This window comes from Agaribacter marinus, from assembly GCF_030160655.1.
GTDB lineage: Bacteria > Pseudomonadota > Gammaproteobacteria > Enterobacterales > Alteromonadaceae > Glaciecola > Glaciecola marina.
In genome coordinates, this window is the sequence record NZ_BSOT01000005.1 from 2,085,001 (window position 1) to 2,111,787 (window position 26,787).

General features: G+C 41.4%; 34 protein-coding genes and 2 pseudogenes. 16 read left to right on the forward strand and 20 right to left on the reverse strand.

What is annotated here, in order from left to right; genetic code table 11:
- Nucleotides 1–2: 2 nt before the first annotated feature.
- From QQK00_RS10725 to QQK00_RS10740, 4 genes are all read right to left on the reverse strand, one after another.
- A complete protein-coding gene (locus tag QQK00_RS10725; protein ID WP_284217502.1) occupies nt 3–470 on the reverse strand; it encodes an arsenate reductase ArsC in 468 nt (155 codons plus the stop codon).
- A 125-nt stretch (nt 471–595) separates the two neighbouring features.
- Nucleotides 596–976, reverse strand: coding sequence for a metalloregulator ArsR/SmtB family transcription factor (locus QQK00_RS10730; RefSeq protein ID WP_284217503.1), 381 nt, complete (start codon nt 974–976; stop codon nt 596–598).
- A gap of 165 nt (nt 977–1,141) precedes the next feature.
- Complete coding sequence (locus QQK00_RS10735; protein ID WP_284217504.1) at nt 1,142–1,453, reverse strand: BolA family protein; 312 nt, start codon at nt 1,451–1,453, stop codon at nt 1,142–1,144.
- A 17-nt stretch (nt 1,454–1,470) separates the two neighbouring features.
- Nucleotides 1,471–2,139, reverse strand: coding sequence for an alpha-ketoglutarate-dependent dioxygenase AlkB family protein (locus QQK00_RS10740; RefSeq protein ID WP_284217505.1), 669 nt, complete (start codon nt 2,137–2,139; stop codon nt 1,471–1,473).
- A 121-nt stretch (nt 2,140–2,260) separates the two neighbouring features.
- On the opposite strand from QQK00_RS10740, the gene QQK00_RS10745 reads away from it, so the two are divergent.
- Together QQK00_RS10745 and QQK00_RS10750 are read left to right on the forward strand one after the other, a co-directional pair.
- Nucleotides 2,261–3,463 (forward strand): methyltransferase, encoded by a 1,203-nt coding sequence (locus tag QQK00_RS10745; RefSeq protein WP_284217506.1) that lies wholly within the window; start codon nt 2,261–2,263, stop codon nt 3,461–3,463.
- A gap of 14 nt (nt 3,464–3,477) precedes the next feature.
- Nucleotides 3,478–4,128, forward strand: coding sequence for a peptidylprolyl isomerase (locus tag QQK00_RS10750; RefSeq protein ID WP_431307727.1), 651 nt, complete (start codon nt 3,478–3,480; stop codon nt 4,126–4,128).
- 42 nt (nt 4,129–4,170) lie between these two features.
- Here the strand turns inward: QQK00_RS10750 and QQK00_RS10755 are convergent, their stop codons facing one another.
- Both QQK00_RS10755 and QQK00_RS10760 read right to left on the reverse strand, forming a co-directional pair.
- Nucleotides 4,171–5,829, reverse strand: coding sequence for a two-component system response regulator (locus QQK00_RS10755; RefSeq protein WP_284217507.1), 1,659 nt, complete (start codon nt 5,827–5,829; stop codon nt 4,171–4,173).
- A 22-nt stretch (nt 5,830–5,851) separates the two neighbouring features.
- Nucleotides 5,852–6,898 (reverse strand): putative porin, encoded by a 1,047-nt coding sequence (locus tag QQK00_RS10760; RefSeq protein WP_284217508.1) that lies wholly within the window; start codon nt 6,896–6,898, stop codon nt 5,852–5,854.
- 169 nt (nt 6,899–7,067) lie between these two features.
- On the opposite strand from QQK00_RS10760, the gene QQK00_RS10765 reads away from it, so the two are divergent.
- The 4 genes from QQK00_RS10765 to QQK00_RS10780 are packed head-to-tail and all read left to right on the forward strand — an operon-like array spanning nt 7,068 to nt 11,405.
- Nucleotides 7,068–7,640: a response regulator gene (locus QQK00_RS10765; RefSeq protein WP_284217509.1), complete on the forward strand. Its 573-nt coding sequence runs from the start codon at nt 7,068–7,070 to the stop codon at nt 7,638–7,640.
- Between the two features lie 23 nt (nt 7,641–7,663).
- Nucleotides 7,664–8,473, forward strand: a complete 810-nt coding sequence (locus QQK00_RS10770; protein WP_284217510.1) for a phosphate/phosphite/phosphonate ABC transporter substrate-binding protein — start codon at nt 7,664–7,666, stop codon at nt 8,471–8,473.
- Between the two features lie 2 nt (nt 8,474–8,475).
- Entirely contained in the window at nt 8,476–10,131 is a 1,656-nt protein-coding gene (locus tag QQK00_RS10775; protein WP_284217511.1) for an ATP-binding protein, read from the forward strand.
- The gene (locus tag QQK00_RS10780) at nt 10,128–11,405 is read left to right on the forward strand and encodes a response regulator (protein WP_284217512.1); all 1,278 of its coding nucleotides are present in this window, start codon (nt 10,128–10,130) and stop codon (nt 11,403–11,405) included. Before QQK00_RS10775 ends, QQK00_RS10780 begins: the two co-directional genes overlap by 4 nt.
- A gap of 94 nt (nt 11,406–11,499) precedes the next feature.
- Here the strand turns inward: QQK00_RS10780 and QQK00_RS10785 are convergent, their stop codons facing one another.
- Nucleotides 11,500–12,933 (reverse strand): aminotransferase-like domain-containing protein, encoded by a 1,434-nt coding sequence (locus QQK00_RS10785; RefSeq protein WP_284217513.1) that lies wholly within the window; start codon nt 12,931–12,933, stop codon nt 11,500–11,502.
- 344 nt (nt 12,934–13,277) lie between these two features.
- On the opposite strand from QQK00_RS10785, the gene QQK00_RS10790 reads away from it, so the two are divergent.
- From QQK00_RS10790 to QQK00_RS10820, 7 genes are all read left to right on the forward strand, one after another.
- Nucleotides 13,278–13,760 carry an MSMEG_0572/Sll0783 family nitrogen starvation response protein gene (locus QQK00_RS10790; protein WP_284217514.1) on the forward strand — a complete coding sequence of 161 codons (483 nt, stop codon included), beginning with the start codon at nt 13,278–13,280 and terminating at the stop codon, nt 13,758–13,760.
- Nucleotides 13,761–13,774: 14 nt separating this feature from the next.
- Nucleotides 13,775–14,800, forward strand: a complete 1,026-nt coding sequence (locus QQK00_RS10795; RefSeq protein WP_284217515.1) for a Nit6803 family nitrilase — start codon at nt 13,775–13,777, stop codon at nt 14,798–14,800.
- Entirely contained in the window at nt 14,763–15,881 is a 1,119-nt protein-coding gene (locus tag QQK00_RS10800) for an MSMEG_0568 family radical SAM protein (protein WP_284217516.1), read from the forward strand. Before QQK00_RS10795 ends, QQK00_RS10800 begins: the two co-directional genes overlap by 38 nt.
- Before the next feature lie 66 nt (nt 15,882–15,947).
- Nucleotides 15,948–16,550 carry an MSMEG_0567/Sll0786 family nitrogen starvation N-acetyltransferase gene (locus tag QQK00_RS10805; RefSeq protein WP_284217517.1) on the forward strand — a complete coding sequence of 201 codons (603 nt, stop codon included), beginning with the start codon at nt 15,948–15,950 and terminating at the stop codon, nt 16,548–16,550.
- Nucleotides 16,540–17,535 carry a sll0787 family AIR synthase-like protein gene (locus QQK00_RS10810; protein WP_284217518.1) on the forward strand — a complete coding sequence of 332 codons (996 nt, stop codon included), beginning with the start codon at nt 16,540–16,542 and terminating at the stop codon, nt 17,533–17,535. Before QQK00_RS10805 ends, QQK00_RS10810 begins: the two co-directional genes overlap by 11 nt.
- Nucleotides 17,528–17,812, forward strand: a complete 285-nt coding sequence (locus QQK00_RS10815; protein ID WP_284217519.1) for an MSMEG_0570 family nitrogen starvation response protein — start codon at nt 17,528–17,530, stop codon at nt 17,810–17,812. The genes QQK00_RS10810 and QQK00_RS10815 overlap by 8 nt, the downstream gene beginning before the upstream one ends.
- Nucleotides 17,813–17,835: 23 nt before the next feature.
- Nucleotides 17,836–19,131, forward strand: a complete 1,296-nt coding sequence (locus QQK00_RS10820; protein WP_284217520.1) for an MSMEG_0569 family flavin-dependent oxidoreductase — start codon at nt 17,836–17,838, stop codon at nt 19,129–19,131.
- 188 nt (nt 19,132–19,319) lie between these two features.
- On the opposite strand, the gene QQK00_RS10825 is transcribed toward QQK00_RS10820, so the two are convergent.
- On the reverse strand, nt 19,320–19,967 hold the full coding sequence (locus QQK00_RS10825) for a class I SAM-dependent methyltransferase (RefSeq protein ID WP_284217521.1): 648 nt from the start codon (nt 19,965–19,967) through the stop codon (nt 19,320–19,322).
- Between the two features lie 175 nt (nt 19,968–20,142).
- Complete coding sequence (locus QQK00_RS10830; protein ID WP_284217522.1) at nt 20,143–20,397, reverse strand: hypothetical protein; 255 nt, start codon at nt 20,395–20,397, stop codon at nt 20,143–20,145.
- Between the two features lie 228 nt (nt 20,398–20,625).
- On the opposite strand from QQK00_RS10830, the pseudogene QQK00_RS10835 reads away from it, so the two are divergent.
- Nucleotides 20,626–20,835, forward strand: a pseudogene (locus QQK00_RS10835) (IS3 family transposase); the annotation flags it as partial.
- A pseudogene (locus QQK00_RS10840) lies at nt 20,808–21,053 on the forward strand (transposase); the annotation flags it as partial. The pseudogenes QQK00_RS10835 and QQK00_RS10840, both read left to right, overlap by 28 nt.
- A 348-nt stretch (nt 21,054–21,401) precedes the next feature.
- On the opposite strand, the gene QQK00_RS10845 reads toward QQK00_RS10840, so the two are convergent.
- The 10 genes from QQK00_RS10845 to QQK00_RS10890 all read right to left on the reverse strand — a co-directional run bounded on the left by QQK00_RS10845 (nt 21,402) and on the right by QQK00_RS10890 (nt 25,120).
- Nucleotides 21,402–21,665, reverse strand: a complete 264-nt coding sequence (locus tag QQK00_RS10845) for a hypothetical protein (protein ID WP_284217524.1) — start codon at nt 21,663–21,665, stop codon at nt 21,402–21,404.
- A 111-nt stretch (nt 21,666–21,776) separates the two neighbouring features.
- Nucleotides 21,777–22,094, reverse strand: coding sequence for a type II toxin-antitoxin system RelE/ParE family toxin (locus QQK00_RS10850; protein ID WP_284217525.1), 318 nt, complete (start codon nt 22,092–22,094; stop codon nt 21,777–21,779).
- Nucleotides 22,082–22,339, reverse strand: coding sequence for a type II toxin-antitoxin system Phd/YefM family antitoxin (locus QQK00_RS10855; protein ID WP_284217526.1), 258 nt, complete (start codon nt 22,337–22,339; stop codon nt 22,082–22,084). The genes QQK00_RS10850 and QQK00_RS10855 overlap by 13 nt, the downstream gene beginning before the upstream one ends.
- Before the next feature lie 122 nt (nt 22,340–22,461).
- Nucleotides 22,462–22,677 carry a hypothetical protein gene (locus tag QQK00_RS10860; RefSeq protein WP_284217527.1) on the reverse strand — a complete coding sequence of 72 codons (216 nt, stop codon included), beginning with the start codon at nt 22,675–22,677 and terminating at the stop codon, nt 22,462–22,464.
- A gap of 72 nt (nt 22,678–22,749) precedes the next feature.
- The gene (locus tag QQK00_RS10865; protein ID WP_284217528.1) at nt 22,750–22,872 is read right to left on the reverse strand and encodes a hypothetical protein; all 123 of its coding nucleotides are present in this window, start codon (nt 22,870–22,872) and stop codon (nt 22,750–22,752) included.
- 55 nt (nt 22,873–22,927) lie between these two features.
- Entirely contained in the window at nt 22,928–23,380 is a 453-nt protein-coding gene (locus QQK00_RS10870; RefSeq protein ID WP_284217529.1) for a hypothetical protein, read from the reverse strand.
- Between the two features lie 263 nt (nt 23,381–23,643).
- Nucleotides 23,644–24,030: a hypothetical protein gene (locus QQK00_RS10875; protein WP_284217530.1), complete on the reverse strand. Its 387-nt coding sequence runs from the start codon at nt 24,028–24,030 to the stop codon at nt 23,644–23,646.
- Between the two features lie 114 nt (nt 24,031–24,144).
- On the reverse strand, nt 24,145–24,510 hold the full coding sequence (locus QQK00_RS10880; RefSeq protein WP_284217531.1) for a VOC family protein: 366 nt from the start codon (nt 24,508–24,510) through the stop codon (nt 24,145–24,147).
- Between the two features lie 92 nt (nt 24,511–24,602).
- Entirely contained in the window at nt 24,603–24,932 is a 330-nt protein-coding gene (locus QQK00_RS10885) for a type II toxin-antitoxin system RelE/ParE family toxin (RefSeq protein ID WP_284217532.1), read from the reverse strand.
- Nucleotides 24,905–25,120, reverse strand: a complete 216-nt coding sequence (locus QQK00_RS10890) for an addiction module protein (RefSeq protein WP_284217533.1) — start codon at nt 25,118–25,120, stop codon at nt 24,905–24,907. The genes QQK00_RS10885 and QQK00_RS10890 overlap by 28 nt, the downstream gene beginning before the upstream one ends.
- A gap of 87 nt (nt 25,121–25,207) precedes the next feature.
- Between QQK00_RS10890 and QQK00_RS10895 the strand changes: the two genes are divergently transcribed.
- Entirely contained in the window at nt 25,208–26,239 is a 1,032-nt protein-coding gene (locus QQK00_RS10895; protein WP_284217534.1) for an IS110 family RNA-guided transposase, read from the forward strand.
- Nucleotides 26,240–26,463: 224 nt separating this feature from the next.
- On the opposite strand, the gene QQK00_RS10900 is transcribed toward QQK00_RS10895, so the two are convergent.
- Nucleotides 26,464–26,709, reverse strand: coding sequence for a hypothetical protein (locus QQK00_RS10900; protein WP_284217535.1), 246 nt, complete (start codon nt 26,707–26,709; stop codon nt 26,464–26,466).
- Nucleotides 26,710–26,787 lie beyond the last annotated feature (78 nt).

A 26,787-nucleotide genomic window follows, 5' to 3' on the forward strand; every position in this document is an offset into this window, starting at 1 on the left:
ACTTATTCGCGCCCTTCTATTTCAGATTTGATTTGCAGGGCATTTAGCCCTTTATTTTTTAAATCAATGAGTAAGGTAACTCGTGCTTCAATTGTGCGAATACAAGTATTAAACGCTTCAGCAATTTCCATTGATGTCCCGCTTACCTTTGATGGATCGGCAAGCCCCCAATGCATTTGGTTGGTATTAGAAAAATATACTGGACAAGTTTCGTTTGCGGCAGAATCACATACCGTAATGACTAAATCGGGAGAGAAACTTTCAAACTCATCCCAAGATTGACTCTTAAGGCCCTTAGTACTATATGCATTTGCATCTAAATACTCGATAGACAGAGGATGTACTTGGCCGACCGGCTGGCTACCAGCACTTTTTGCTGAAATTTGATGATCAGCCCCAAGTTGATTAGTAATCGCTTCTGACAAAATACTGCGACATCGATTGTGCGTACAAATATATAAAATTTTCATGATTAAACGTCTCTGGTATTTGCGCTTGTTTATCCGTAAAGGACTAATCTTGTTTAGTTTAAAGCGCAAGTGTTACAACTGTTGCATCCACTTATTGGCGATTTAGTTAGATGTTCCATTCTTAACTAGACATCGCAACACGCTCGTTGAAGAGATAAGTTAAGCCGGGTAAGGGATTGTTCAATGTACTTCGTATTGTTCTCGTATGCCGAGCGAATTGTCTGACATGCCCAAGCAGGTAACGCAGGATGTAAGCGATAAAAAACCCACTTTCCACGCCGATAGTCTTTTACAATTTCATATTTACGTAAAAACGACAAATTACGAGATAATTTAGGTTGATCAATATCTAGTGCATGTTGAAGATCGCACACGCACGCCTCTTGGACAGCACTAATTAGCATCAACACTTTTAAACGATTGTCGTCAGACAAACACTTAAAAAATGTTACTGGCGAGCACAAGTCAGTATGTTTCGCCATCGGCCCACTTTGCGCATTCTGCAAACGCTACTCCATTCATTAAACATACATAATACAAAACATATACATGTGAAAATACACATATGTGAATATTTACATATATTAACCCAGCATTCAATGTAAATTATGTATATGACATCCAGTTAAGGCTTGTTTAGCTATCTCAACCTTGCCGCCCGCTATGCTAGCCTATCGACCACCGCCAAGACAATTCGGTGAGTCAGGTGACTGTTGGTTTTTGCCTTCCCATTCATTAGGCGTGTAGGTATGTAAGGCAAGCGCATGCACCGGCCCGGCCAATTCTTCTGAAAGTACCTTGTTTATTGTGCGGTGTCGCTGAAGTAGACGTTTACCATCAAAAGCGTCAGCAGCAATGGTGACTTTAAAATGCGTTTCCGAGTTTGCCGGTACATTATGCATATGGCTTTCGTTTTCGACGGTTAAAAAGCTAGGGGAAAGCTCTCTTTGTAGTTTTTCTGCAATGGCGTTTTCTACTAACATGTTACTGCCTCAAATAATTACTGATATACGTATCTAAACGTTAAATTTATACGTGGATTGTTTACACGCTTTGTTTTATTCATACCGTGTTGCCAGTATTGCTGTGTATTACCTTGCATCACCAACAAAGAGCCGTGTTCAAGCACCAGCGAATATTTTTGCTTATTAAGCTTGTGCTTAAATATGAAGTTTCGCGCAGCACCTAAAGTAAGTGATGCAATCGTTGGTTTCGTGCCCAGTTCCGGCTCATCATCCGCGTGCATCCCCATACTGTCGGCACCATTACGATACAGGTTTGCAAGCACTGAGTTAAACTGTTTATTGCATTGCTTTTCGCACCGCGATTTTAACCGATCCAAACTCTCTGTCCAAGGCATTGCTTGCATCAACAAGCCAGAATACATGTAACTTGCGTTACTGTCTCCATACCATGCCTGAAGCCTTGGAATCTTCACCTTTTTGCCAAAAAGCACAATATTGTCCTGACGCCATTCAAGCGTTGCCGCGAGTTCTTCAAACGCAATATTCGCCTCATCTACACTCAAAAAGTTTGGTGCGTATGAAACACACGCATCAGTCATCGGTAATTGCTGAAAGTTAAGCGAACCATCCCCACTTAACCGCACAGGAGGAAAAACACTCTCTTCACAAAAGTCAAAAGCGGATTGGCCAATTTTAAATGACATCTTTAGTGCCTACTTATCCTAAAATCATTGGTGATCTGGGCCCTTTTCGGCGAACGCACATATCAACCCATGCTAACAATGGTATACTCCTCAACAAGCAAATACTTAAGAGTTCCTTCAGTTGAGTAACACCGAACTATTGATTAACGATACCCCGCTCTCCTTGCATAGGTTTCCGGCTTCTAGAGATAAATCTCTGCAAGCATGGGACGCTAGTGACGAATTTATTATACGCCACATTGAAGAACAAGATCTTTACAGTAAACTTGGAAACTTGGCTATTATCAATGATGAATTTGGCGCATTGACATGTTTTTACGCCGATTATTCACCACAAGTCGTGTCTGACTCATGGTTATCACATTGTGCAATTCGGCAAAATTTATCAAGAAACGAAAAAAACAATGATATCAACATTAGCGATGCGCTCGCCATGGAAGAACTAAAACGGCCGTTGAGCGCAGTGTTAATAAAAGTCCCGCGTACCCTCGCAATGCTTGAACATCAATTGATTGCTTTACAAACATTGGTAAATGAAGATACTTTATTTATAGCTGCCGGCAAAGTTAAATCAATCACGAATACTGTGTTGTCTTTAGTATCGAAACATTTGGGTGAACCCAAAACCTCCCTAGCAAAAAAGAAAGCCCGCTTGATATTTTGTAATATTGACGCCACGAAATCCTCTGAGATGCCGTATCCAAGTACTGTCAGCGACCCGAGTATTCCCTTTGATTTAATTAACCACGCTAACGTATTTTGCCGAGAGCATCTAGACATTGGCGCACGCATGTTGCTTAAGCATCTGCCAAGTGGCAGCAATAGTATTTATCCAAATCTTTATGGCAGCGATGATGAGATATCCCATCCTTCACAAAAAAAGAGCGTTATCGACCTTGGCTGCGGAAACGGAGTCATTGGTATTCAATACTTGTTAAATAACAAAGATGATGAAGTGTTATTTATCGACGAATCGTTTATGGCAATAGCCTCCGCAAAGGCCGGGGCAGAAAAAGCCGGTGTATCCGCGCGTGCGCAGTTTATTGTCAGTGATTGTTTTTCTGAATTATCAGCAAATGACATAAATGCGTACGATTTAATTTTGTGCAACCCACCGTTTCATCAGCAAAATACAATTACCGATGACATAGCCTGGCGCATGTTTTCGCAGGCCCAAAAGTATTTAAAACTGAATGGAGAGCTTAGGGTTGTTGCGAATCGCCATTTAGATTATGTTAATAAATTCAAGCGCCTATTTGGTGGCGCAACGGTAGTCGGCAATAACAAAAAGTTTATTGTGCTAAGTGCACAAAAAATGCGTTAATTAAAGGAAAATACATGTTTTATAAGTCATCTAGTACCAAGGCCTCGCGTTTCTTCCCCTTGTTATTGATAACCGTCATGGCACTTATTTTTTCGTCATTTACTGCTTATGCCTTGCCTTCAAAGAAACAAAAAGGTTCAGAAATTCAACCAGATAACTATTATCCTCGCGTATTGTTCGAAACCACAATGGGCAATATTACGATAGAGCTGAATCGTCGAAAAGCGCCAATTACAGTGAATAACTTTTTGCGCTACGTAAATTATGAGGAATATGATAACACCCTGTTTCAACGCATTATTCCAAATTACATTGTGCAAGGTGGCGGTTATAGTCCTGATTTTAAAGTAAAAACGACGTTTTCATCTATATTCAATGAGTCGGGCAATGGTTTAAAAAATCGCATGTACAGCATCGCGATGGCACGAAAAGACGATCCGCATTCAGCCATCAGGCAGTTCTTTTTTAATGTGAGCGACAACACCAATCTAGATCCGGGTAGAGGCTGGGGATACACGGTTTTCGGCGAAATTATCGACGGTACTGACGTTGTCGACAAGATGTCAGAAGTGGAGACCGAATATAATGTGCAATCTGGTTTTCGTGATGTCCCGGTAAACCCTATTATTTTAAATAAAGCGACCATACTGCCCGAAATTAAATAGTCGTATCGCTTACTTACGTTGTATTTTGCTTGTTTACAAACGCTACTTAAAAGGTTGTTGAAGCATCATGTTTGTAAATTTAGCCGGGGAAATAGCTGGACTAAATACATAGCCCTGTACTATATCGCACTTAAAAAGGCGTAATATGTCAAGTGTATCATGGTCTTCAACGCCTTCAGCAACAACACGAATACCGATGCTATGGCAGCATTCAATTAGTTTACAAACCAGTGTTTGCTTATTCTTGGACGCACTTAAGTCTTTGATTAAGCATCGGTCTAATTTAAGAATATCTAATGGCAACTCCGCTAAATAGTTGTATGCCGTGCTGCCTGCGCCAAAGTCATCCATACTGATCCCCACGCCGAGTTGCTTCAAACTCGTCATCATTGGAATAACCTTTTCGATATCTTGAGCGATGCATGTCTCAGTTATTTCTAGCTCAATTTTTTGAGGGTCTACATCATACTTGTCAATCACGTGTTTTAACTGCGAAACTAAACTGTCACTATATAATTGGCGAGACGACAGGTTAATTGAGATAGATTTTAGCGTAGGCGACGTGCGTGACATCATTGCAGCTAATGCAACACTTCGATCAACAACCCAACTCCCTAACTCTGTTATTTGACCATCTATCTCCGCTAAACGTATAAACTCCTCTGGTGAAAGCCAGCCTAAGGTTGAATGTTCCCAGCGCAATAACACTTCAGCGCTATCGACAAGGTTAGTACTTAAATCTATCTTTGGTTGAACCGCCAAGCTGAATTTCCCGTCATTTAGTTGTTCACTAATTGAGGTGCGAATAAGGCGTTCCCTAGCAAGTTTTTCGCTCAATTCTGTATCGATGTTTAAAGTCGGTTTAAACGCGTTAGTTGTATTCAAATTTTGTTTGAGTTCTTCCAACAAAAATTCAAGGGTAGTAAAACACTTATCTATGGTTCGATACGCAATACGCATATCAAGCTGAATAGAAGGGCTATGTTGCCGCGCTTTTCGCACAATATGACTTCGCAGTTTAGTCAGTATCTCTAAACATGTGTCGTGGTCAAACCCAGGAAAACAAAACACGACCGAACTAGGAGAATTCCAATATGAAAAACAACCTGTAGGCAATGTCGCGTGGGCATTTGAAATCATGTCAGATTGCAGTTTTTCGCACGCCTTTTGGCCTAGCTTTTCTGAAATATCAGTCGTATTTGTTAGATTGAGTAGACAAATAACGACTTTTTGCTTTTTTCCTAACTCTACTGCAAGCAAACGTTCGAACTCGTGTTGCGCTTTACAAAAAGAGGAAGTATTTAGTCGTTGCTGCCAGCTTGAATGGTTCATTTGATGATAATGTGTAAAGGCTTGACGAACTGCATTAACCAAATCGCTTTTTAACCACGGCTTTTTTATGAACTTAACTATGCTTTTTGAAGACATCAAATCAACAACTTGTTCATAGTCAGCCTGCCCACTAAGCATCAATGAAACAACCTCAGGATAACTAGAAGAAACGTTTGCTATAAGCTCTGCGCCGCTCTCATTAGGCATTTTGAAGTCAGTCATCATTACCTGAATATCATTTGTTGCTAATATTTCGTAAGCATCATTCGCTGATTCAGCGGTAAAGACTTCAAAAGGTTGCTTCATTAGATTACGTTTTAACGCTGACAACACGCTTTTCTCGTCGTCTACTAGTAGAAGTTTTTGCATAACGGATACCTTCTATGACAAGTTAATATGACCAGCGAGCTTCAATACGAAATCGATTGCTCTTGATGGTGTTTCCATAAAGGCTGTTAACGCTGCTAAAGCGAGTACCTATCCATGCCTTTTTATTTAGTTTATATCTCCAACGAAAATCCCATCCAGAAAAATTTGTCGTTAACGCCGCCGCTCGCGCATTTTGTCCAAATTCTCTAACAACAGCATAGCGTTCGACGTGACTATAGCTAATTTGTAAGAGCCAATCCTTCTGACGCTTTAGGCCGCCATAGCGCAGTTCACTAGTAATGCTAAGGTTTTGCTTATTTTGTTGATCTGGCGTATCAAATGCAAACCCAGTATCAATACCTATTTGCCATTTTTTGTACTTTAATGCAGAGGATAATCGTAGCGAGCGATGGTCATATTGCGTATCGCGAGATGCATATTGAGCGCCAAATTGACCGTTGAATACCGCAAACCATGGCGCAAACGTAAATTTGAGTTTATCCATTTGGTTTACGTATTTGTATTGCCCGAGATACATCTGGCCAATGGTTCCACTCTCACCGTCCAGCGGCATAAGTATTGCGGCTTGTATATTATGTTTTGGAGAAAATTGATGCCCTACAGCGAGCCCAATTGGATTTAAGTGCCTATCCCAAAAAACATCAGTAACGTTATATAACTGCCAAGGAAGCTTCCCTGCGCTTATACGCAGTGCAGACTGCGTATATTGGACAAATGCCTGGTCGATATACAAGTCATTGTCAGGCTGAGCCTGCTCAGTAAAGCGGTATAAGGTAAGCGCTGGCACATTCTGTTTATTCTTTAGGCCCGTACTTAGTCTGATAGTTGATTGCCACTTTGATGTCCATGTTGTTTTCAGGCCTCCCTGCGCAATTAGGCGTATACGTTCTCTATCAGGTTTATTCGTTAGTTCTGTCTCATTCTCGTAACGCAATAGGGCGTAACCAAAAAAATCATTCGTAATTTCAGCTGCTTTAACAGCAGTAGAGTTAGCGCTTAGTCCATAAAAAATATGGGCTAGAGTAAATATGATTAGATACTTTTGCATCAGATACGACTCCTACTTAATGAATTCTGATGGTTATATAATACACAGATTGTCACATTTGTCACATTTTATTTATTTGTCTTATTTAATTTAATTGTCGCATTTGTAATTAATGACATATTAAGTTATTGTATTCATGCATTCTAAAAATGAGTTTTAAGAGGCAGTAGTGCAAACAAGTGAATTGAAGTCTTTTACAAGTGGTGAAATAGCAAAGTTCTGTGGCGTTACACTGCGCACAGTGATTCGCTGGATTGATAGCGGAAAATTGAAAGGTTACAAACTGCCGGGCCGCGGGAATAACCGCGTATTGCAAACTGATTTACTGCAGTTCTTGAATGAACACAATATGCCCATCCCTAGCAGTTTAAAAAACAAAGAAGCGCCCGTTGTACTAATCGTTGATGATGAATTATCGATGGCAAAGGCTATTCAACGCCTTGCGCGAAAGGCGGGTTTACGCAGTGTTATTGCTGAAAATGGTTTTCAAGCTGGCATGTTACTCAATGAACATAAACCAGATTTAATGACGTTGGATCTCAGTATGCCTGGCTTAAATGGCTTTGAAGTTATCAAACATACCCGCGCAAACGCCACGTTTGATCAATTGAAAATAGTTGTTATTTCAGCGCTACCAGAAGACAAATTGTCAGAAGCGAAAACTTTGGGCGCGAATTACGCATTCCCCAAACCTTTCGAGCCACACACTTTACTAGGGTTATTTGAATCTATCCTAGAGTAAAACTCGCAGCAGGAGATAATGAAATGAAATCACGTGTTATTACAATGTTTTTACTAGTTATTTTAACGTTACCCAGTGCCGCAGAAACCTTAGTCTTTGGCGTAGTACCTCAACAATCTGCAAAAAAACTGGCGGAGTCTTGGGCACCAATGCTAGCGTATTTAAGCGCCAATTCTGAAATACAAATTGTATTTGCGACCGCTAAAGATATACCAACATTCGAAAAACGCTTGGCCAACAGTGAATATGATATTGCTTACATGAATCCATATCATTTCGTTGTATTCAGTGAACACAACGGTTATCAAGCATTGGCGAGACAAAAGAATAAAAGTATTCAAGGCATTATCGTCGTTCCAAAAAAGAGTAAGATTCAATCACTCGCTGACTTAGATGGCAAAACGCTCGCATTTCCAGCCCCTGCTGCATTCGCTGCGACCATCATCCCTCAATCGACACTTAAGTCTGCTGGTATCATGATTAATACGCAATATGTTTCATCACATGATTCTGTATATCTGACTGTTTCACGCGAAATTTTCCCGGCAGGCGGTGGCGTTTTGCGCACACTCAATGCAACACAAGATGAAGCTAGAAACAACCTACGGATCCTTTGGAAAAGCCCTAAATATACGCCTCACGCCATTGCAACCGCTAAAAGCGTAAGTGAAGCCTCAAGAAATAAATTATTGCATGCAATGCTCCAAGCAAATGATGATATTGCCGCAGAAACACTACTCAAAGGCATTGCTTTTAAGGGTTTCGAACCAAGTAAAAACGAAGATTGGAATGATGTAAGAGCACTTGGTATTAATCGCATTGAGGCTAAGTAGCCATGAAGATTTCGTTGCGAAGCAAAACAATTAGCGGCGTTGCCGTCATAGAAGCAATTTTACTTGTGATTCTGATTGTCACGGCCGTTAGCTTCATGACTCGAATTGTAGACGAAATGCTTGTAAACAGAGCAAAGACGACCGCTGATTTATTTGCAACGACGACTAAAGATGCCGTCTTATCTTATGATCTGGCATCGCTAGAAGTATTTGCAGAAGAGCTAATGAGCAACCCCGATATTGCTTATGTAAGAGTAAAAAATCAAAATGGGCAAGTACTTACCCAACGCGGTAAACCTGAAGACCTAGCCCGCCCGTTTATCGCTGACATCAGTTTAATGGAGGTTCAAGACGGTATCTTCGATGCGCAAGCACTAATCAAGCAAGGTGACTTCACCTATGGCCAAATTGAATTGGGTATCAGCATTCAAAACACACAAAAAGCGATCGCCAAAGTACGAAACTGGTCAATTTCGATTGCACTATTAGAATTGCTGCTCGTGGGCCTATTTTCATTCTTGTTGGGCAGTTACCTTACAAGACAGCTATCGTTGCTACGTGCAGGCTCAAAACGAGTACGAGAAGCAATTAAGACTGGCGATTTCAATGATGTAAACGTTTCCGTTAAAGGTAGCGACGAACTCTCCGAATTGGCAGTGTCTTTCAATAAATTGATCGATTCCTTAAAAAAGGAACTTGCTTTAAATGCAGAGCAAAAACAAGAATTACAAATTTTAAACGAGAATTTGGAGGCAAAAGTAATCGCAAGAACACAGGCGCTATCCGAAAAAAACAATGACTTACTTAATGCAAATAGAGAAATAAAAGAAACTCAACAACAGCTACTGCAAGCTGAAAAGATGGCCTCTGTTGGGCAATTGGCTGCGGGAGTAGCCCATGAAATCAATAATCCCATTGGCTTCATTAATAGTAATTTACTAACCTTAAAAGACTATGTCTCGGCATATCAATTAATAATCTACGAGACAGAGCAGCTTTGCGAAAGTAAGGCAGATGAGCTCAATACAAAATTGGATAACTTAAAGAATTTACTTGCCAAAGAAAATGTAGAGTTCATCAACGAAGACATAAATGACTTACTGAGCGAATCAAACGAAGGCTTGCAACGTGTGACAGAGATTGTTAGCGGTTTAAAATTATTCTCACGTGTCGACAGTGACGAAATGCAGCCTTTTAACGTAAACGAATGTATAAAAACAACGTTAAACATGGTTAAAAATGAACTTAAATATGCTTGCGATATAAAAATGGATTTAGGTACATTGCCAAAAATACCCATGAATGTAGGCAAAATTAGTCAAGTACTCACCAATATCCTGATCAATGCTGCGCATGCCATCAAGGCTACGGATAAGTTTGGCCTTGTGACAATATCGACTCAGTTGGATCAAGAAGACATTCTGATTAAGATTTCTGATACAGGGACAGGTATTCCTGAGTCTGCAAAAGCAAAGTTGTTTAATCCATTTTTTACAACTAAAGAAGAGGGTGAAGGCACCGGTCTAGGTTTATCAATTAGCATCGGTATTGTTACAGAGCACGGCGGCACAATTGATATTGAGAGCGAATGTGATGAAGGTGCTACGTTTATTATTCGTCTGCCTATGGGCATACAAAATATACAGGAAACACTATGACAGATAACACACAGAGTAATAAACCAAAGGTATTGTTCCTTGACGATGAGATTAATGTCCTTAAATCGTTAAAAAGAGCATTATTTAAACTTGATATCGATTTGTTATTTACCGATTCCTCTGAAAAAGCGCTGAAGATCGTGTCTACACAAACGCTTGATGTCGTAGTATCTGACATGAAAATGCCGGGTATGAATGGTGCGGAATTCTTAGCAGAAGTCGTTAAACTGCAACCAGATACGTTTCGTGTTGTTTTATCAGGTTATGCGGATATAGAGCCGCTTCAAGATGCGGTTAATCTTGGAAAAGCACACAGATTTCTTAACAAACCTTGGGACAATGATGACCTCATAAAAGTGATTGAAGAAGGGATAGAGCGAGGTCGATTAAAAGCGGAAAATGCACGCCTACAATCACTTACACTTGAGCAAAATGCATTGCTCAAAAATGTGAAGGCCGAATTGGATAAAAAAGTACAACTTCGAACCCGCCAAATTAAGAGTGTCCTTACAAACCTGCAGCGACATAGTAAAGCCTTAGAAAAAGTGCTCTACAACGTTATTGTCATTAACCCTAATATAGACGGGCAATTTGCAAGGCTGGTCAGTGACAGTGCAAATGCAGTAGCCACCGAAATGGGGATAGATGAATCTGAATGTAAAACAATCAGTTTTGCTGCACTATTGTGTGAAATAGGTATGCTAGGTTTGCCACCAGAATTCTATAACAAAGCGTTTAACACCATGAATTATGAGGAAAAAAACAGCTACATGAAGCAGGTGAGCTACGCTGAGCAAATATTATCCCCTGTGACAGATTTAGAAGCCTGTATTCAATTGATCTCAAAACAATTTGAAGAAATACATGGCAATTTAGAAGTCGTTCCTATGGGCAGCAGGATAATCAGCGTTTGCCGAGATTACTGGCGGTATCGTCAAGGTAGAATAACAGAGCATAAGCTTAGTGATGAAGACACTATTGTAGAATTACGCAAACATATTGGTACCAAATATGATGAAAGCGTATTAAAAACCTTTATCAATATTTCTAAGGAAATGTCGTTAGAACTGATTGATGGCATGATGACGTCCAAGAAATTGGAACCCGGTATGATACTGAAACAAGATTTATTCAATAATCAACACATCTTATTGCTGTCTGAAGGTCATGTATTCACAGCACAAAGTATTGCCAAGTTAATGCAATTTGAAAGGGGCGCTGCCAAGCCATTTTCATTTAACGTTGATATTCCTGAAGTGGAAGATGAAAAATAGGCAACACTAACAGTCGTCGCAAAAATATAAGCGTTGCGCATAGCTGTATTAGCTTTGCCATGAACACATCAAATATATGTGCGTAAGTTAAGGCCTATTTGCGCACCTTTTTGTTTGCCAGTGCCAATGTGAGTTTTTCAGGATCAGCGAGTAACTCAGTAATAAGTGTAAGGCCTTTTTCACACTCCCAGCGGGCTTGAGGCCCTCCCAAACACATGCGGATTGCATGCGGCGGGTTGTTGTTAGTACAAAACGCAGCGCTAGATACTACACTAACATTTTGGGTACGCAGATAAGCCGCTAGTGTGGAAGGATTAACCTCAACGCTTTTAGGAAGATGTATCCACAAATGAAATCCATCAGCATGCGCGAAGTACTTATGCCCTTGTAAAACTGTTTTTGCCAGCGTTTGTCTTGCCTGAGATTCTCGCCTTATTTCCGACGTCATTTGCTCGACCGTACCATCTTGCAACCACATTGTTGCCAATTTATTAGTAATTGGACTCGACATAACTGACAACGCTCTCATCGCCCCCGCTAGGCGGTTTGCGGATGCTTTATTTGGCGCATGCACATACGCTGTGCGCAATCCTGCGCCAAAGTATTTAGCTAGGCCGGTAATGTAATATGTCAGCTCTGGCGCTAAGTTTGCTATGGCCGACGTAGGTGTTTCGGGCAACATACCATATGCATCGTCTTCGATAATAGGAATACTATATCGAATCGCTATGTCTGCAATTGCCTCGCGCCTTGCCTTATTTATCGTATGTGTTGTCGGGTTTTGAATCGTTGGATTTAAGTAGATTGCAGCAATGTCCTTACTCTTGCAAAGTGCTTCCATTTGATAGATCAGCGGTCCATCACTATCGCCGTCTATAGCGACAAGCGGGACTTTTAATTGTGCTGCAATCGCCTTCAGCCCCGGATAAACAAGACTTTCTACACAAATAGACATGCCATCTGTTGCCAAAGAGCTTAACAAACCAAGTAACACACTATGAGTGCCTGGACATGCTAACACACACTCAACTTTTGGCTCGTCGAGCGTTTTACTCAATAAGGTAGTACCGGCCTGTTTATCATCATATGTACCCCCAAAATTTTGATAACGCAGTAAACTTGTAATGCAATCAGACCCGGCGATGTTCGTGAATCCTTGATTCAATTTATCAAGCAGTGCTGGATTGGATGGCTCAGGCGGAGAGTTCATTGTCATCTCAATGTCAGTACCTCCGCGCAACGATAACGATACTGACTTGCCTTTTACATATGAGCCTGCCCCCGGGCTAGAATCAATAAGACCACGTTCTCTGGCTTCTTTGTATGCTCGTGCGACAGTGGTGTAATCTAATGCCAACATGGACGACAACTCTCGTAACGTTGGTAATTTATCTCTCACGTGCAATACACCGCTTTCGATGTCTGCTGCAATCAAATCTGCAATCATTAGATATGCAGGACGCCGATCTTTATTAGCCAACGCAAATCGCCAGTGTCGATATTGATTGTTACTCAAAATACTGCTCATCTAATCGCAAACCTTAAGGGCTACCCGCAAGTTTCATTCCAAACTGCGAATTAGCTAATGATTGGATTTATACAGTGACATTGATTGGATTATTTACTAAACACGCATCATCGTTGGTGCAAACAATCGCAATTTCGCACACTGTTAGTGCGCCTTTTAATGGCGCTTTCAGCTCCCGGCAACACCTACAAACACAAACTTAAAAATATTTTCTATCGCCTAAATTTTGTTCCACATATTTGATTGGATATTGATTGGATCATCACCCACATACCTTGGCATCAGCGTTGCAGTATTCAATATGTATTACACAAGCCTCAATTTAACTAAAACAAGGATCTACTATGCCTAAGATTACAGCCCCAATGCACAAAGACGGTGACTTTTTTGTCGATTATGAAGAAAAAGTGTTTGAAGATGTTCAAGCAAACGAAGGCGAAAAAGCACTCGTCACTTTTCATACCGTCGCATTCGAAGGGTCAATCGGTTTCGTAAATATGCTGCAAGCTACTCGCCTACAAAGAAAAGGTTACGAGACTTCAATTTTACTATATGGCCCCGGCGTAACACTAGGCCTACAACGAGGGTTTCCTACATTAGGTGCTGAGGCATTCCCAGGACATCAAAACTTCACCAATCAATTGAAAAAATTCATGAGTGAAGGCGGTAAAATATATGCTTGTCGTTTTGCGCTGCAAGCCCTTTATGGTCACGGCGAGCCATCGCTCATCGAAGGTATCCGTCCAATTAGTCCGCTAGATGTATTGGATATCAAACTACTTCATACGCGTGACAATGCAGTAATTATTGATACCTGGACCGTGTAAAAGGAGCAGCGACCATGTCTCAAAAGAGAGTCGTAAAAGTCGCTGCCGCTCAGCTTTCTCCGGATTTGCAGACAGCGGTTGGCACACTAGATAAAGTCATTGGCGCCATTGAAGATGCGTCCCGTAAAGGCGCCGAACTTATCGTCTTTCCGGAGACATTTGTCCCCTACTACCCATATTTTTCATTTATTTGTCCGCCGGTAAAAAGCGGCAAAGAACATATGCGATTATACGAACAAGCCGTGATTGTGCCCGGCCCGATAACAGACGCCGTAAGCCAATGCGCCAAACGCTGCGGTGTTGTGGTTGTATTGGGAGTAAACGAACGCGATCATGGTTCAATATACAATACCCAGTTAGTATTTGATGCGAATGGCGAGTTGGTGCTTAAGCGCCGGAAAATAACTCCGACCTTTCATGAACGGATGATTTGGGGGCAAGGTGACGCATCAGGCCTAAAGGTCGCAGACACTAAAATAGGCAAAGTTGGGGCACTTGCGTGCTGGGAACATTACAATCCATTAGCGAGGTATGCCTTGATGACCCAACACGAAGAAATTCATTGTAGTCAATTTCCAGGCTCCCTTGTTGGTCCAATATTTGCCGAGCAAATTGAAGTCACTATTCGTCACCATGCACTGGAATCAGGATGTTTTGTCGTTAACTCAACGGGTTGGTTAACCGATGCACAAATAGAGTCCATTACAGATGATCAAAGCATGCAGCCAGCCCTTCGAGATGGATGTATGACGGCAATAATATCGCCAGAAGGCTCTCATGTTGTAGACCCCCTGACAACAGGCGAAGGTTTGCTCATTGCCGATTTAGATATGTCATTAATCACTAAACGAAAGCGCATGATGGATTCTGTCGGACACTATGCGCGCCCTGAACTACTTAGCCTGTTTATCAATAACAAAAAAACCGAATACTCGCATTCGCCTACAGCAGCGATGCCCACATCCACAAATAAAACGACTGACATACATAAGGAGGTTGCAGATGAACCAAAGCCAGCAAATGCAACAACTTATAACTGAGATCCAATCAAAAGGTGTTCGTTTAGCCTCAAGTGAGCAAGAACACGTTAGCCGACGCGGCGGAGCAGGCCCGAGCGATCACCAAGCCATGGTCATTGATGGTACGCCAGTCATGGTACCAGTGCACACACAATCTGCGAATTATTCGCCATTTACCTTATCCCAAGAAAAGGATGGTAGCACTAAGCTAATTGGCGAAGGCATTCCCATTACAGATGTCACCTTCGCTAAAGATCCCAAATTTTACTCATTAAAAACGTCAGACGGTACGCCATACTCGCACATTGCTACCTTACATAGTACAGATGTACTTGCAACCACTGTCTTACAAAACTGTATACGCTATGGCGGTATTAATAAAACATGCAAATTTTGTTCTATCGAGCAATCTCTTGCTGCCGGAAGAACGATTGCATACAAACGCCCAGCACAATTGGCAGAAGTGGCAAAAGCGGCCGTTGAGCTAGATGGTGTAAAACATATGGTAATGACCACCGGAACACCATCAACACCCGACCGAGGTGCAAAAGTACTTTGCGACAGTGTGCGTGCAGTAAAGCAAGCGGTCGACTTACCGGTACAAGTGCAATGCGAACCACCGACTGATCACAGTTGGTTTAAAAAACTCAAAGACGCAGGCGCTGATGCATTAGGCATGCACATTGAAGTAGTAACGCCAAGCCTGAGAAAATTCATGATGCCAAGCAAATCACAAATTACCATAGACGAATATATGGACGCATTTCGCGCCGCAGTCCCTATTTTTGGTTGGGGTCAAGTGAGCACTTATATTTTAGCGGGTCTAGGTGATTCAACAGAAGACATATTGTCATTGTGCGATGAACTAATTGACATCGGTGTTTACCCTTTTGTCGTGCCGTTCGTGCCAATTAGAGGCACACCGCTTGAAGATCACAAAGCGCCAAGCGCTGAATTCATGCGCAGTATTATTGAGCCACTAGGCGCGAAAACTTCAGCAGCAAATATGTTAGCCGAAAACGTAAAAGCAGGATGCGCAAAATGTGGGGCATGTTCTTCACTCAAAAAATATGAAGAAAGTCATTCGCAAGTGCTTAATTAACACCTGCTGAATTAACCAAGAGCCATCGCTTGAGCCACAAACTCGGCGCCATCAATAAGGGTAAATATGATGAAAAACAATCGCAGCGAACACTTTTCCGATTTTACCATCAAATGGGCAACTCTTGAGTGGGAAAAGCAACAAGCCTACGCATTGAGGCGACAAATATTCTGTGGCGAACAAGCTATTTTTGATAAGGACGACAGAGACGACATTGACGACTATGCGCAAGTACTCGTCGCCATTGCTAATCATGGAGGGTGGCATGACCGCATCGTAGGTACTGTGCGTATTCATGATGAAGGTGATCATGTATGGTGGGGATCAAGATTAGCAGTAGACCCATCGTTTCGTACACAGGTGGGGTTGGGCTCTTTACTTATTAAGCTAGCTGTTTCTAGCGCTCATGCCCTTGGTTGCCAAGTATTTTTAGCGCAAGTCCAAAAGCAAAACGAGCGCCTATTTCAACGCTTAAATTGGAAAAGCCAGTATGAACTTACGCTTAAGCAACATCCTCATGTAATGATGAAGGCAGATTTATCGGCTTTCCCTCCTTGCTTTCAACCAAATAGCGGATTTGTTGTAAGTAATCGTCATAACTCACGCACTATCGAAGACGCCACGCCCTTTCTTCAACAAATACAGGCAGAGGAAAGAAATGCAGCTTAATACCTTATTGACCGAACTTCGAGAATACTCAGGTATTCAAAATAAGAAAGATATTGCCGCAATAAAAGGCCTAATAAAAAATGCCTATCGTCACTTTGACCACCCAAATGGGGATGACACCGCGGCAATCAAAACATCCACAGGTTACGACTTATTTGCTACTGAGGGTTTTTTAAGCGCGTTTGTAGCACAAGATCCATGGTTTGCAGGCTGGTGTGGCGTGATGGTAAATGTTAGTGACGTTGCTGCTATGGGCGGTCACCCTACGGCTATTGTCAATACTATATGGGCGCAAGCTGGAGAGAGAACCAATGCAATATATGACGGCATGGTCGCTGCTTCACAAGTATATCAAGTGCCTATTGTCGGCGGACATACTAACTTACATACGCAAGACACACACCTATGTGTGTCTATCTTAGGTAAAGCCAAACGTTTACTCAGTAGTTTTGATGCTAAACCGAATGACGAATTAGTAGTTGCCATCGATTTACGCGGTGAGTTTAGAGCGCCCTTTTTAAACTGGAATGCAGCCACAAACGCACCACCCGAAAGACTTAGAGCAGACTTAGCCTTGTTACCACAAATTGCTGAGAATAACATCGCCAGTGCTGCTAAAGATATTAGCCAAGCTGGCATTTTAGGTACGTGCACAATGCTCTTGGAAAGCTCCGGGGTTGGGGCTGAAATAGAACTAGAAAACATTCCTAAGCCTGCACACGTAAATTGGCACGATTGGTTACGGGCGTTTCCTAGCTACGGCTATGTTTTTGCCTGCAATAGTGACAATGCAGACACCTTAGTCGCGACGTTTGCTCAACGTGGTATTAGTGCGGCAAAAGTAGGCACAGTAACAAATACGCCTAGCATTAACATACATGCTGATGGGCAATCTTGTCAGTTTTGGAATATCGAAGAAGAACACTTAACCGATATGACGATTAAAAACAACGCACTACATATAAGAGAACAACACTATGCCTGAGAAACGATTTGAAGTCCGCTGGCCTGATGGCGAAGTGGAAAGCTGTTATTCCCCTTCAAGCGTGATTAGTCAGTACTTCCGCGCAGGGCAGACGCTTTCTTTAGATGAATTTGTAAACTTAAGCGAACAAGGCCTGAAACACGCTAGCAAAAGGGTGGAAGAAACCTATGGCTATGCCTGTTCAAGCGCAATGGATCAGTTATCAAGAATACAAAGGAAAGCCAAACGACTCGAAGCGCAGGACGCCCTTCAAGTACACATTATTAGCGTTGGCTAAAAACAATATTTAGGAAATCACTTATGAGCTACACAACAACAAATGGCACAACTGTGCAGAAAAACGACCACTTCCCAGTTATTATAATTGGCGCAGGTCAAGCAGGCCTTTCAAGCAGTTACTACTTGAAGCAAGCTAGCGTTGAACACTTGGTAATTGAAAAACATCAAATGATGAATGCGTGGAAAACCAAACGTTGGGATTCCTTCAGTTTAGTCACCCCAAACTGGCAATGCCAACTGCCTGGGCATCATTACGAGGGCGATGACCCCCATGGCTTTATGGTTAAAGATGAAATCATCGGCTACCTAAAAGAATTTGAAAAAAAGGTAAATGCCCCAGTGCTTACCAACACGTCGGTAACAAAAGTCACAGCAATTGAGCCAAATGGGTATCAAGTGGACACCGACAAAGGTACTTTTTTCGCCTCACAAGTGGTTGTGGGTGCTGGCGGATACCACGAACCCATTATTCCCCGGATGGCTGAACGCATACCAAGCTCAGTGTATCAAATCCATTCTGAGGAATATAAGAATGCAGCGCAGCTACCCAAAGGCAACGTATTGGTCGTTGGTTCTGGGCAGTCAGGCGCACAAATCGCAGAAGATTTACACCTCGCTGGCCGAAAAGTATTTTTAGCAACCGGTGACGCCCCTAGATGTGCACGTTTCTATCGCGGACGAGATGTGGTTGATTGGTTAGCGGATATGAAATATTACGACATGCCGGTAAGCCAACATCCTTTAAGAGAAGGCGTACGAGACAATACCAATCACTATGTCACTGGCAGAGACGGCGGTAGAGATATAGATTTACGAAAGTTTGCACAAGCGGGCATGGAACTTTTTGGCTTGATGGATGATTTTGAAGACAATCAATTTAAATTCATCCCCAACTTATCCGATAATTTGAAGCGAGCGGATGACGTTTACAACAACATTAATCAACGCATTGATAAATATATCGAAACAAACAACATTGATGCGCCTGAGCAAGCCCATTACATGTCTGACTGGGAGCCAAATGCAGAGCGCGAAACATTAGATTTGACTGATTCAGGTATTACTACTGTGCTTTGGTGTATAGGGTTTCGACCAAATTTCAGTTGGTTAGACGCGCCCATATTCAACGGCAACGGCTATCCACAACACGAGCGCGGTGTAACACCACTTAACGACCTATTTTTTATTGGGCTACCTTGGCTTCATACATGGGGATCGGGTCGTTTTTCAGGCATTGCAAAAGACGCTGAATATATTGTTAAGCATATTGAAAACAACATAGAAACAGCAAACGCCAAAGCACTTAAAAGCGCTTAGCTAGTGCCGCTTAGCCATTGCGCTGTTAGTCACTCATTGATTAAGGTAAAAAGTGACTCACAATAAGGTCAATTTCAGCGGCATGGACGCACTGCTGGATTCTCCCCCCTATTCTTGAACATAAGACTAAATTCATTCAAGTTTTGAGGGGGTTTAATTCGTTTGGCAGCCCCTTGGTGCGTAGCACTTCATGTTTTTCCTAATTTCTTAGCCACGACAAAATAGCTAGATGCATCTTTATATATCTCTTCGGACGCAATTGATTGAAACCTGCCTGCTTTTAACAAATCATCGACGTCAGCACTTGTGATCCTTCTTATTGGTATGGGAATTAATCCAAGTTTGCATAAGACGCGTACCAGCTGAATTTGAAGACGAACTAAAAATGACATCCGTTGACGCAAGCAAGGTGTAACAGAAATGAATAACCCGTCCGGCTTTAGCAATTCATTTATTCGTTGCATTACATTCTGTGGACTAGGAACTGTATGCAACATATTAAAAGCCATGATGACATCATAAGACTCTTTAGAATATTTACTGTCAAAAATATCTGATTGCTCAAATTGTATATTTTCAACTTTCGCAGCCGAAGCTTTTCCCTTTGCAATTTCAATCATCTTCGATGATATATCAATAGCGTGAATCTCTTTAACTTGATTAGAAAATTGGCACGCAGCAGTGCCTGTTCCACACCCATAATCAAGCACGATATCGCTACTCTTTAGGAATTTTTTGGTGTTTTCCCTAGATTTACTATGAATGTACTCAAATCGCTCTTCGGTCTTATCATAGTTTTTAGATGCGCTGTCCCAGAACCCTTCCGATTTATTCATTTTTTATTCCTTAAGTAGGGAGACATAACGAGACTGTATTGTTAGTAGTGTGTTCAAAATTACTCGTCTCCATTGGCAATTATTCATTTCAATCAATAATTAAACCTATCTGAAATTTACGCAGCGTTAGCTAATAGATTTGCAAAAATATCGATGCTACATTTTTTTATATGCGTCACTCACCACCACCTCCTCCGTCCCCCCCAGAAGAATCTGAACCAGAGTAATGATTACTGCCAGTAAGGCCTCCAGAAACACCGCCTGCAGTAGTCTTTTTATTCCAATTGCGTCCTTTGTAAGGCCCAGATAGCCCAATAACGAAGAAAATAGCTCCGATGATTGTCGATAGCCAACCAAAAAACACAGGGCTCCCAGAAGTAACATTAATTAGGCCGACGACTAACAATACGGCCCCTACAAATCCTTTCATCTTTATTCCCCTTTTGTGGCATATAATGAACCTGTAGAATTTATTCAGTCCACCTCAATTGTTCTTAATACCAGTCTATATCTAATGCTCTAGAAGTTAAACCTTACTGTCGGGTAAGAAGTTCGGCGGACATTAGGAACTACCGCATCCGGCTTCTCAGATGCATGACACGGCATTAATCGGGATATAAAAAGCATTTCCCCAGAAGTCCGCGAGCGTGCAGTTCGCATGGTTTTAACGTCGGAGCATGAACATTCATCAAGGTGGGCAGCTTTGGTGTCGGTTTCGTCTAAAATCGGTTGTACACCTGAGACATCAACAGCTTGGGTTAATAAAATGGAAGTGGATTCAGGTAAGAAGCATGGTATAACTTCTGATGCCGCAGCCAAGTTCAAAGAGCTGGAGCGGGAAAACCGAGAGTTAAAACAAGCAAACAAAGCACCCTTATTCAACAAATGAAAGATAAAATCGACAGCAAAGCCGGACGCGAACAATACAGCAAACGCCTCGGATGTGTGGAGCCAGTGTTTGCCAACATAGCCAAAAACAAAAAGATGGATTACTTTACCTCGCGAGGGAAAACTAAAGTGAACGCCCAATGGCAAATGCACTGCATGGTACATAATATCGAAAAGTTAAGGCTGTATCTGCAATAGATAGGTGCTTTATATCGCTCAGCCTTCGCCATATCTGGCGATATGTCGTTCAATCAACGCATATTCAACGAAACAAATCTCTTGTTCCCTAAAATACAAAAAATGGTATGGAATACTGCTAAGCAATAGATACTGATTTTAGCCGCCTAAAATTCGAGAGCAGGGAGTCAAAAACGACTAATTCTAAAGTCTCAACACCGGCATAAGCGTTGGGCGAGTTGTTGCGGAATTTGTAATAATGAAGCGCAGCGAAATGCAAATTCCGCAACAACATGCACATCCGAGGGAGCGACAGCGAATGCCTTCATGCCTTTGTTATAACTACTTTTCACTGTTCGTCCTTAATCTTTAAAGGACCAGCTTGTAAGTTGTGAATAACAAAGTCGCAATCAGTATTACTGCAATTAAAAGTACAACTCCAATAAAATCATTATCTACTCGAAAAATGGACACATGGGGATGCGCATAAATCAATCCCATAAACTCTTGCTCCATTTCCGTACATGAGCTATTTGTAAGTGTTCCACCGCAGCGAATAGATTTTACAAATAAATCAAGAAAGGTGCTCAAAATTAAAAAACAAATTAGTCCTACCACTACCAGTTTTTTCACTGCATTCTCCTAGTAGTTATAACGTTTCAATAACGAGTTGTCAGATTATGGCGTAGCTTTTGCGAATGCAAGCGGCATGATATTAGCTGATAATCTCTGTTAATTGACTTGTTAACTGCCGCTACCATCTCGATCTTCAAGTAAAAAATTTCTCAGTGCTCGCTCACTTCTCATTGCATATAGGATAAATAGTTTCTTTTCGTAGAGCCTATAAAATATTCGGCAAGGGCCAACGATTAACTCACGATATCTGAAATCATCCAATTCGGGCGGCTTTCTACCTGACTTTGGAAACTTCTTTAGTCTATTAGCTGAAGCAAAGATGTCTTTTACGAGTGCTTTTGCCGCAGTTGGATTGTCCAAAGCAATATATTCCGCAATTTCGTTGACATCTTCTAACGCTGGCTCGGTCCAAATTATTTCAACCATTTAGCCATTTTCTCTTCTGCTTCCGACTCAGAGTATATCCGATTTTCGAAAATTGCTCGTTCACCACGAGCAATTCCCTCAAGTATTTTCATCCTATTTTGCATTGATTCATAATCATTGACGTCCACCAAATAAGCTGATGGTTGCCCATGCTCTGTAATCAAAACAGGTTCTTTTGAGGTATGCAGGTCAGCCAAAATTTTTGTAGCTTGACGTTTTAGAGTTGTAACCAGTTCAGTTTTCATAGTAGTGATACTATTCTATCACTTTGGGAAGTGCAAGCAGTTTCATAGGCAGTTAACACTTTGGATAAGCGGTTTGGCAGCGCTCTTCTGACAAATCCGTCTTAATCCTTTTGTTATATGCGTTACCAAACAGCAACTTCTGTTTCCAAGTAAATTGAGTTTTCATCTAACTCGCCAGTTGGACAAATTGTCACTGACTTTATTTGCACCAATTTATCCTCCTGTACTGCTTCATGTAACCAAAAATCTTCTCGATGGACGCAATACTCAGGCTGAGTCAAAAATGAATCTTCGCCGTTTAGGTCGTTATCTAGAGGCTGTATAGTAACTAGCTCCATTAACTCCCCATCCTCGACAGAAACACCAACGTCTGTAATCCTGCCCTTTGAGATGTCTTGTTCAGTGGTTGCTCACCATTCGTCACTGCCGATTAGTGGATGTTCTTTAAAATATTCAGGGAAACCTTTGTTGACCTCTTCGTTAAACGCAGAAGCCCAATCACTATCAGGTTTTAAATCGAAGATAATATCCATATTCAATAATTCCTCAGGTCATATTAATCCGCTTGAGCAATTTGTTATAGGGCATTTACTCGCTCCGTTCTGCTTCAATTTGAACTAAATCTATCATGCCTTTTACATTTGTGGCTGACCAATTATATTTTGTAAGTTCTTCAGCTAGTTTAAACCCGCTGTTTTCCAACCATTCAAACCGTTCTCTAGGCATTATGGAGTGTGAATAATAAAGCTTGTCTCCTTTGACTTCTGCTTTATAGTTCATTGCGGTTACCAAACAACGACCTTCTTTCAAATACCAAAATGAACAAGTTAGTACAACGCTATTGCTATCTTTGAAAGTTGAATATTCATTTTTTATCCCATCAAAAGTATATTCTGGTGGGATAGTTGAATGCAAAATATAGTTAAGGGGAGCGATAGAATCTTCATCAAAAAAATGTACAAAGAATTCAGTCTTCTTACCTGTAAGTGCTATTGCATATTCAAATACAAAAGAGGTAAACGGGGTGGACGCTTTATTCAAGTTTGCGATGCCATATAACGAGCCTGTAGAAAAACTAAAACGTCATAAAAATATCGTGCTCTACGTCGATTATTTATACTGTTCAATGGTTCAACCTATCCGATATTCACGTAGCAACGCAAAAATAATTCAATAGTTATACAACTTTTAATACCTAAATTCGAAGTCTACTTTTTCTACAGCCTCAACACCATTTTAAGCGGCAGTTCACCGCTCTTATGAAATGTCCGTCTTCAAAATTTTTGTTAGGTGCTATCACTATTCTATTTCCTTAACTGTGCCAATATTCTTGTACCCAAAAAAAGATCTAGACTGTATTTCACCAACAAAAACTCCATTTTTTTTGTAAGGATCATCTCAAAACCACCATCACATAGACCAGGATAAATTTCTATTCTTAATGAATTGTTCTGAACTAAATATCCTATTTTTACTTCTTCATTTGTTTCCGTGTCTTTCGCACTTCCACCCAGTACATCACCTTCAAAAAAACATGATTTCACTGGTTCATCACCAAAAGTTAATAGTTGAACCGAGCTTTCAGAATCCAATTCTATAAGAACCTTTATATCTCCTCGTAAACTTTCTTGAGTTAGATCATCGCACCCAGAAATCAACAAGAGCAGAGTAAAAAAGAAAAGAAACCTCATACTGGCACCTAACGCCAACGTTTGCGGCACAAGCCAGAGCTAGCTTTTGCAAATACAATTGCGAAGCAATTTGCAAAAGGTGGCGTAGGTTTGTGTCCGTTCAACACGTTCTTGTTAAGCATTACTTGAATAAAAACATATTTTATTGCGATCTAAATCTCTAACATATGCCGAATGCATATTAGACCGAACACGAGGCTCTCCTTCACTAGTGCCACCCATATCTAATACCTTTTGATAGAGCCGATTAACCTCTTCAATTGTATCGACATGCAAGCCAAGCATAGTACCATTTCCATTTGTCGCTGGCTGTTCATCGAAAGGCTCAGCGAGGGCAAACATAAAGCTTTCATTGCCCCATAAAGTCATTCGACCTCGCCCGTGAATTTTATTTAATCCACTCTCAGAGAATAAGTCATCATAAAATACCTCTGCCTTTTCCTTATCATTTGTACCAAATACAAAGTAATTCATTTTCATAGTAAAAACTCTAAATTTATCAAGAAGATGCTTAACACTTACGATAAGCGGTTTTCACGCGCTCTTCGGGAAAATCCGTCTTAATCGTTTTGTTAATTGCGGTCATTCCAATACCCTGGCTTACGGTGGTTATGCATAATCGCAACAACATAAATTGTTTTTTCGTCTACATTTTTGTAAATAACGGAATACGGGAATCGACTTAAGATAAAGCGCCTATGATATTGCCCCATTTTGGGCCAAGTTTGCTGTAAGGATTGGATAGAATTAAAGGCATCATCTAACTCTTGCACAAACTCGTACCCGAGACCTTTCACTTGTTCTTGATACCAATCAAAGGACGATTTTATTTCTTCCGTGGTGTCTGGGTGAAACAATAATTCAGGCATATTGTTTATAATTTTTGCTTGATTTGGTCCCATGTAGTTGGGCTAACTTTACCGCTTTCCAATTCATTACTTCGTTTTTCTGCTATTAATAACCACTCTTGTTCAACGTCATCATCTGCACGTCCATCCATTGCTGATAATAAACAATGAGCAGCTAGAGCTTTCTCTTTAGTGCTCATTTGATCAATGCTATCCATAAGGTTTTTAAGAGCTTCCGACATAAAATCATCCCCAAACAATTTAATGGTGATTAGTTTAGCAGTTTATAGAATCAAGAGTAATAAATTTACACACTTAGCAATTAACGAATGATATGGACTCCCCAACTAATCGGCATTGATTTAGCCAAATCTGTTTTTAGTATCCATGGCGTCGACCAGCATGGCAAGACAAAACTGCGCAAAACCGTCAAAAGAAACAAGCTGTTAGACGAGATAGCGACATTACCACCCTGCGTCATTGGTATGGAGGCATGCTCCGGCTCTCATTACTGGGCACGAGAATTCCGTAAACTCAAACATGATGTGCGCATCATGGCATCAAAGTTTGTCATTCCATACCGTCAAAGCGAGAAGAACGATGCGAATGATGCTGAAGCGATTTGTGAAGCGGTTGCTCGTCCTAAAACGCGTTATGTCAGTATCAAGAGTGAAGAGCAACAAGCCGTGCTATGTCTGCATCGCATTCGCCAAGGCGCCATTAAGGACAGAACGGCACACATCAACCGTCTTCGGGGGTTATTAGCTGAATTCGGTATTGTCATGACCAAAGGCCGATACCCTGCTCAGCAGGCGATAACTGGCATTCTTGAAGATGCCGATAATGGCTTGCCCTTTCTCGCCAGAGAATTACTCCTTGACCTGTGGCAAAGCATTAAACGCTTGAATGAAGAAATACTCAAACACGATAGAAAGCTCTATCAACTTGCCAAGCAAATGAAAGCAGCCAAGCGATTAATGAGTATTCCCGGCGTAGGTGAAATCACTGCGACGTCTGTGGTGGCTACAGTTAACGATGCTAAACACTTCCCTACCAGCCGAGCTTTCTCAGCCTGGATTGGTTTAGTCCCCAGACAATATTCAACAGGCGGTAAGGTGCATTTAGGCAGAATAAGTAAACGCGGTGAAAAACATATTCGCACAGCACTCATCCACGGAGCCAGAGCTGTCATGGCAACCTGCAAACACAAAACAGACCACACCAGTATGTGGATAAAGGAATTGATTGAACGGCGTGGCTTTAAACGCGCCTGTGTGGCATTAGCTGCCAAAAATGCACGATTGATTTGGGCACTGTTGCAATCAGATACAGAGTATCAAGTTGACTATGTAGCCCATTAATACAACGTCAATTTAAACGGTTTACCCCACCGAGTCTACGCACTAGCAAATGACGATAACACGGTCAGACCGAGAGCAAGAAAGCCTGTTTATGCGGGAAGTGATAAAACACTGTTTAACGAATGAGGCATTGCTCAAGCGAAAATCATCAGGGCGATAGCGTAACAAAGCTAATAAACGCCGAATGTAGAGCTGCTGTCCAACCTTCTTGTTATCAAAGGCTGCTATTGCTTGACAAAGGGGAGTCCATGTAGAGTCCATTTACTCTCTTCATTATCTTCAAAAAATTTATCATTCTTTTTTGTTACACCACGATAAGTACCAAGGTCATTACCCGAATAATTTCCATTTATAATGGCGTACTCACAAGCATTGATAAGGTTTTTTAAACCTTCTTCATTGCCAACGATTTCCCGTTCATAACCTTGAAAATCAGCACCATCTTGCAATTGTGGAGAATTCTTCTGCATTTAAAAACTCACAGGCACATAGACATAATGACTCCCCACGAGCCACCTTTAAAGGTGCTGCTCTCCAATTTTCGTGGG

Coding starts and splice junctions, on each gene's coding strand:
- QQK00_RS10775 (WP_284217511.1), top strand. CDS start 8,476: ATGAAGATTTCGTTGCGAAGCAAAACAATTAGCGGCGTTGCCGTCATA.
- QQK00_RS10890 (WP_284217533.1), bottom strand. CDS start 25,120: ATGTCGGAAGCTCTTAAAAACCTTATGGATAGCATTGATCAAATGAGC.
- QQK00_RS10795 (WP_284217515.1), top strand. CDS start 13,775: ATGTCTCAAAAGAGAGTCGTAAAAGTCGCTGCCGCTCAGCTTTCTCCG.
- QQK00_RS10790 (WP_284217514.1), top strand. CDS start 13,278: ATGCCTAAGATTACAGCCCCAATGCACAAAGACGGTGACTTTTTTGTC.
- QQK00_RS10850 (WP_284217525.1), bottom strand. CDS start 22,094: ATGGTTGAAATAATTTGGACCGAGCCAGCGTTAGAAGATGTCAACGAA.
- QQK00_RS10820 (WP_284217520.1), top strand. CDS start 17,836: ATGAGCTACACAACAACAAATGGCACAACTGTGCAGAAAAACGACCAC.
- QQK00_RS10810 (WP_284217518.1), top strand. CDS start 16,540: ATGCAGCTTAATACCTTATTGACCGAACTTCGAGAATACTCAGGTATT.
- QQK00_RS10735 (WP_284217504.1), bottom strand. CDS start 1,453: ATGTTAGTAGAAAACGCCATTGCAGAAAAACTACAAAGAGAGCTTTCC.
- QQK00_RS10780 (WP_284217512.1), top strand. CDS start 10,128: ATGACAGATAACACACAGAGTAATAAACCAAAGGTATTGTTCCTTGAC.
- QQK00_RS10855 (WP_284217526.1), bottom strand. CDS start 22,339: ATGAAAACTGAACTGGTTACAACTCTAAAACGTCAAGCTACAAAAATT.
- QQK00_RS10880 (WP_284217531.1), bottom strand. CDS start 24,510: ATGAAAATGAATTACTTTGTATTTGGTACAAATGATAAGGAAAAGGCA.
- QQK00_RS10860 (WP_284217527.1), bottom strand. CDS start 22,677: ATGGAGCTAGTTACTATACAGCCTCTAGATAACGACCTAAACGGCGAA.
- QQK00_RS10785 (WP_284217513.1), bottom strand. CDS start 12,933: ATGAGCAGTATTTTGAGTAACAATCAATATCGACACTGGCGATTTGCG.
- QQK00_RS10725 (WP_284217502.1), bottom strand. CDS start 470: ATGAAAATTTTATATATTTGTACGCACAATCGATGTCGCAGTATTTTG.
- QQK00_RS10800 (WP_284217516.1), top strand. CDS start 14,763: ATGAACCAAAGCCAGCAAATGCAACAACTTATAACTGAGATCCAATCA.
- QQK00_RS10885 (WP_284217532.1), bottom strand. CDS start 24,932: ATGGGACCAAATCAAGCAAAAATTATAAACAATATGCCTGAATTATTG.
- QQK00_RS10895 (WP_284217534.1), top strand. CDS start 25,208: ATGATATGGACTCCCCAACTAATCGGCATTGATTTAGCCAAATCTGTT.
- QQK00_RS10770 (WP_284217510.1), top strand. CDS start 7,664: ATGAAATCACGTGTTATTACAATGTTTTTACTAGTTATTTTAACGTTA.
- QQK00_RS10740 (WP_284217505.1), bottom strand. CDS start 2,139: ATGTCATTTAAAATTGGCCAATCCGCTTTTGACTTTTGTGAAGAGAGT.
- QQK00_RS10815 (WP_284217519.1), top strand. CDS start 17,528: ATGCCTGAGAAACGATTTGAAGTCCGCTGGCCTGATGGCGAAGTGGAA.
- QQK00_RS10900 (WP_284217535.1), bottom strand. CDS start 26,709: ATGCAGAAGAATTCTCCACAATTGCAAGATGGTGCTGATTTTCAAGGT.
- QQK00_RS10750 (WP_431307727.1), top strand. CDS start 3,478: ATGTTTTATAAGTCATCTAGTACCAAGGCCTCGCGTTTCTTCCCCTTG.
- QQK00_RS10830 (WP_284217522.1), bottom strand. CDS start 20,397: ATGAAAGGATTTGTAGGGGCCGTATTGTTAGTCGTCGGCCTAATTAAT.
- QQK00_RS10875 (WP_284217530.1), bottom strand. CDS start 24,030: ATGAGGTTTCTTTTCTTTTTTACTCTGCTCTTGTTGATTTCTGGGTGC.
- QQK00_RS10760 (WP_284217508.1), bottom strand. CDS start 6,898: ATGCAAAAGTATCTAATCATATTTACTCTAGCCCATATTTTTTATGGA.
- QQK00_RS10805 (WP_284217517.1), top strand. CDS start 15,948: ATGATGAAAAACAATCGCAGCGAACACTTTTCCGATTTTACCATCAAA.
- QQK00_RS10755 (WP_284217507.1), bottom strand. CDS start 5,829: ATGCAAAAACTTCTACTAGTAGACGACGAGAAAAGCGTGTTGTCAGCG.
- QQK00_RS10865 (WP_284217528.1), bottom strand. CDS start 22,872: ATGGATATTATCTTCGATTTAAAACCTGATAGTGATTGGGCTTCTGCG.
- QQK00_RS10825 (WP_284217521.1), bottom strand. CDS start 19,967: ATGAATAAATCGGAAGGGTTCTGGGACAGCGCATCTAAAAACTATGAT.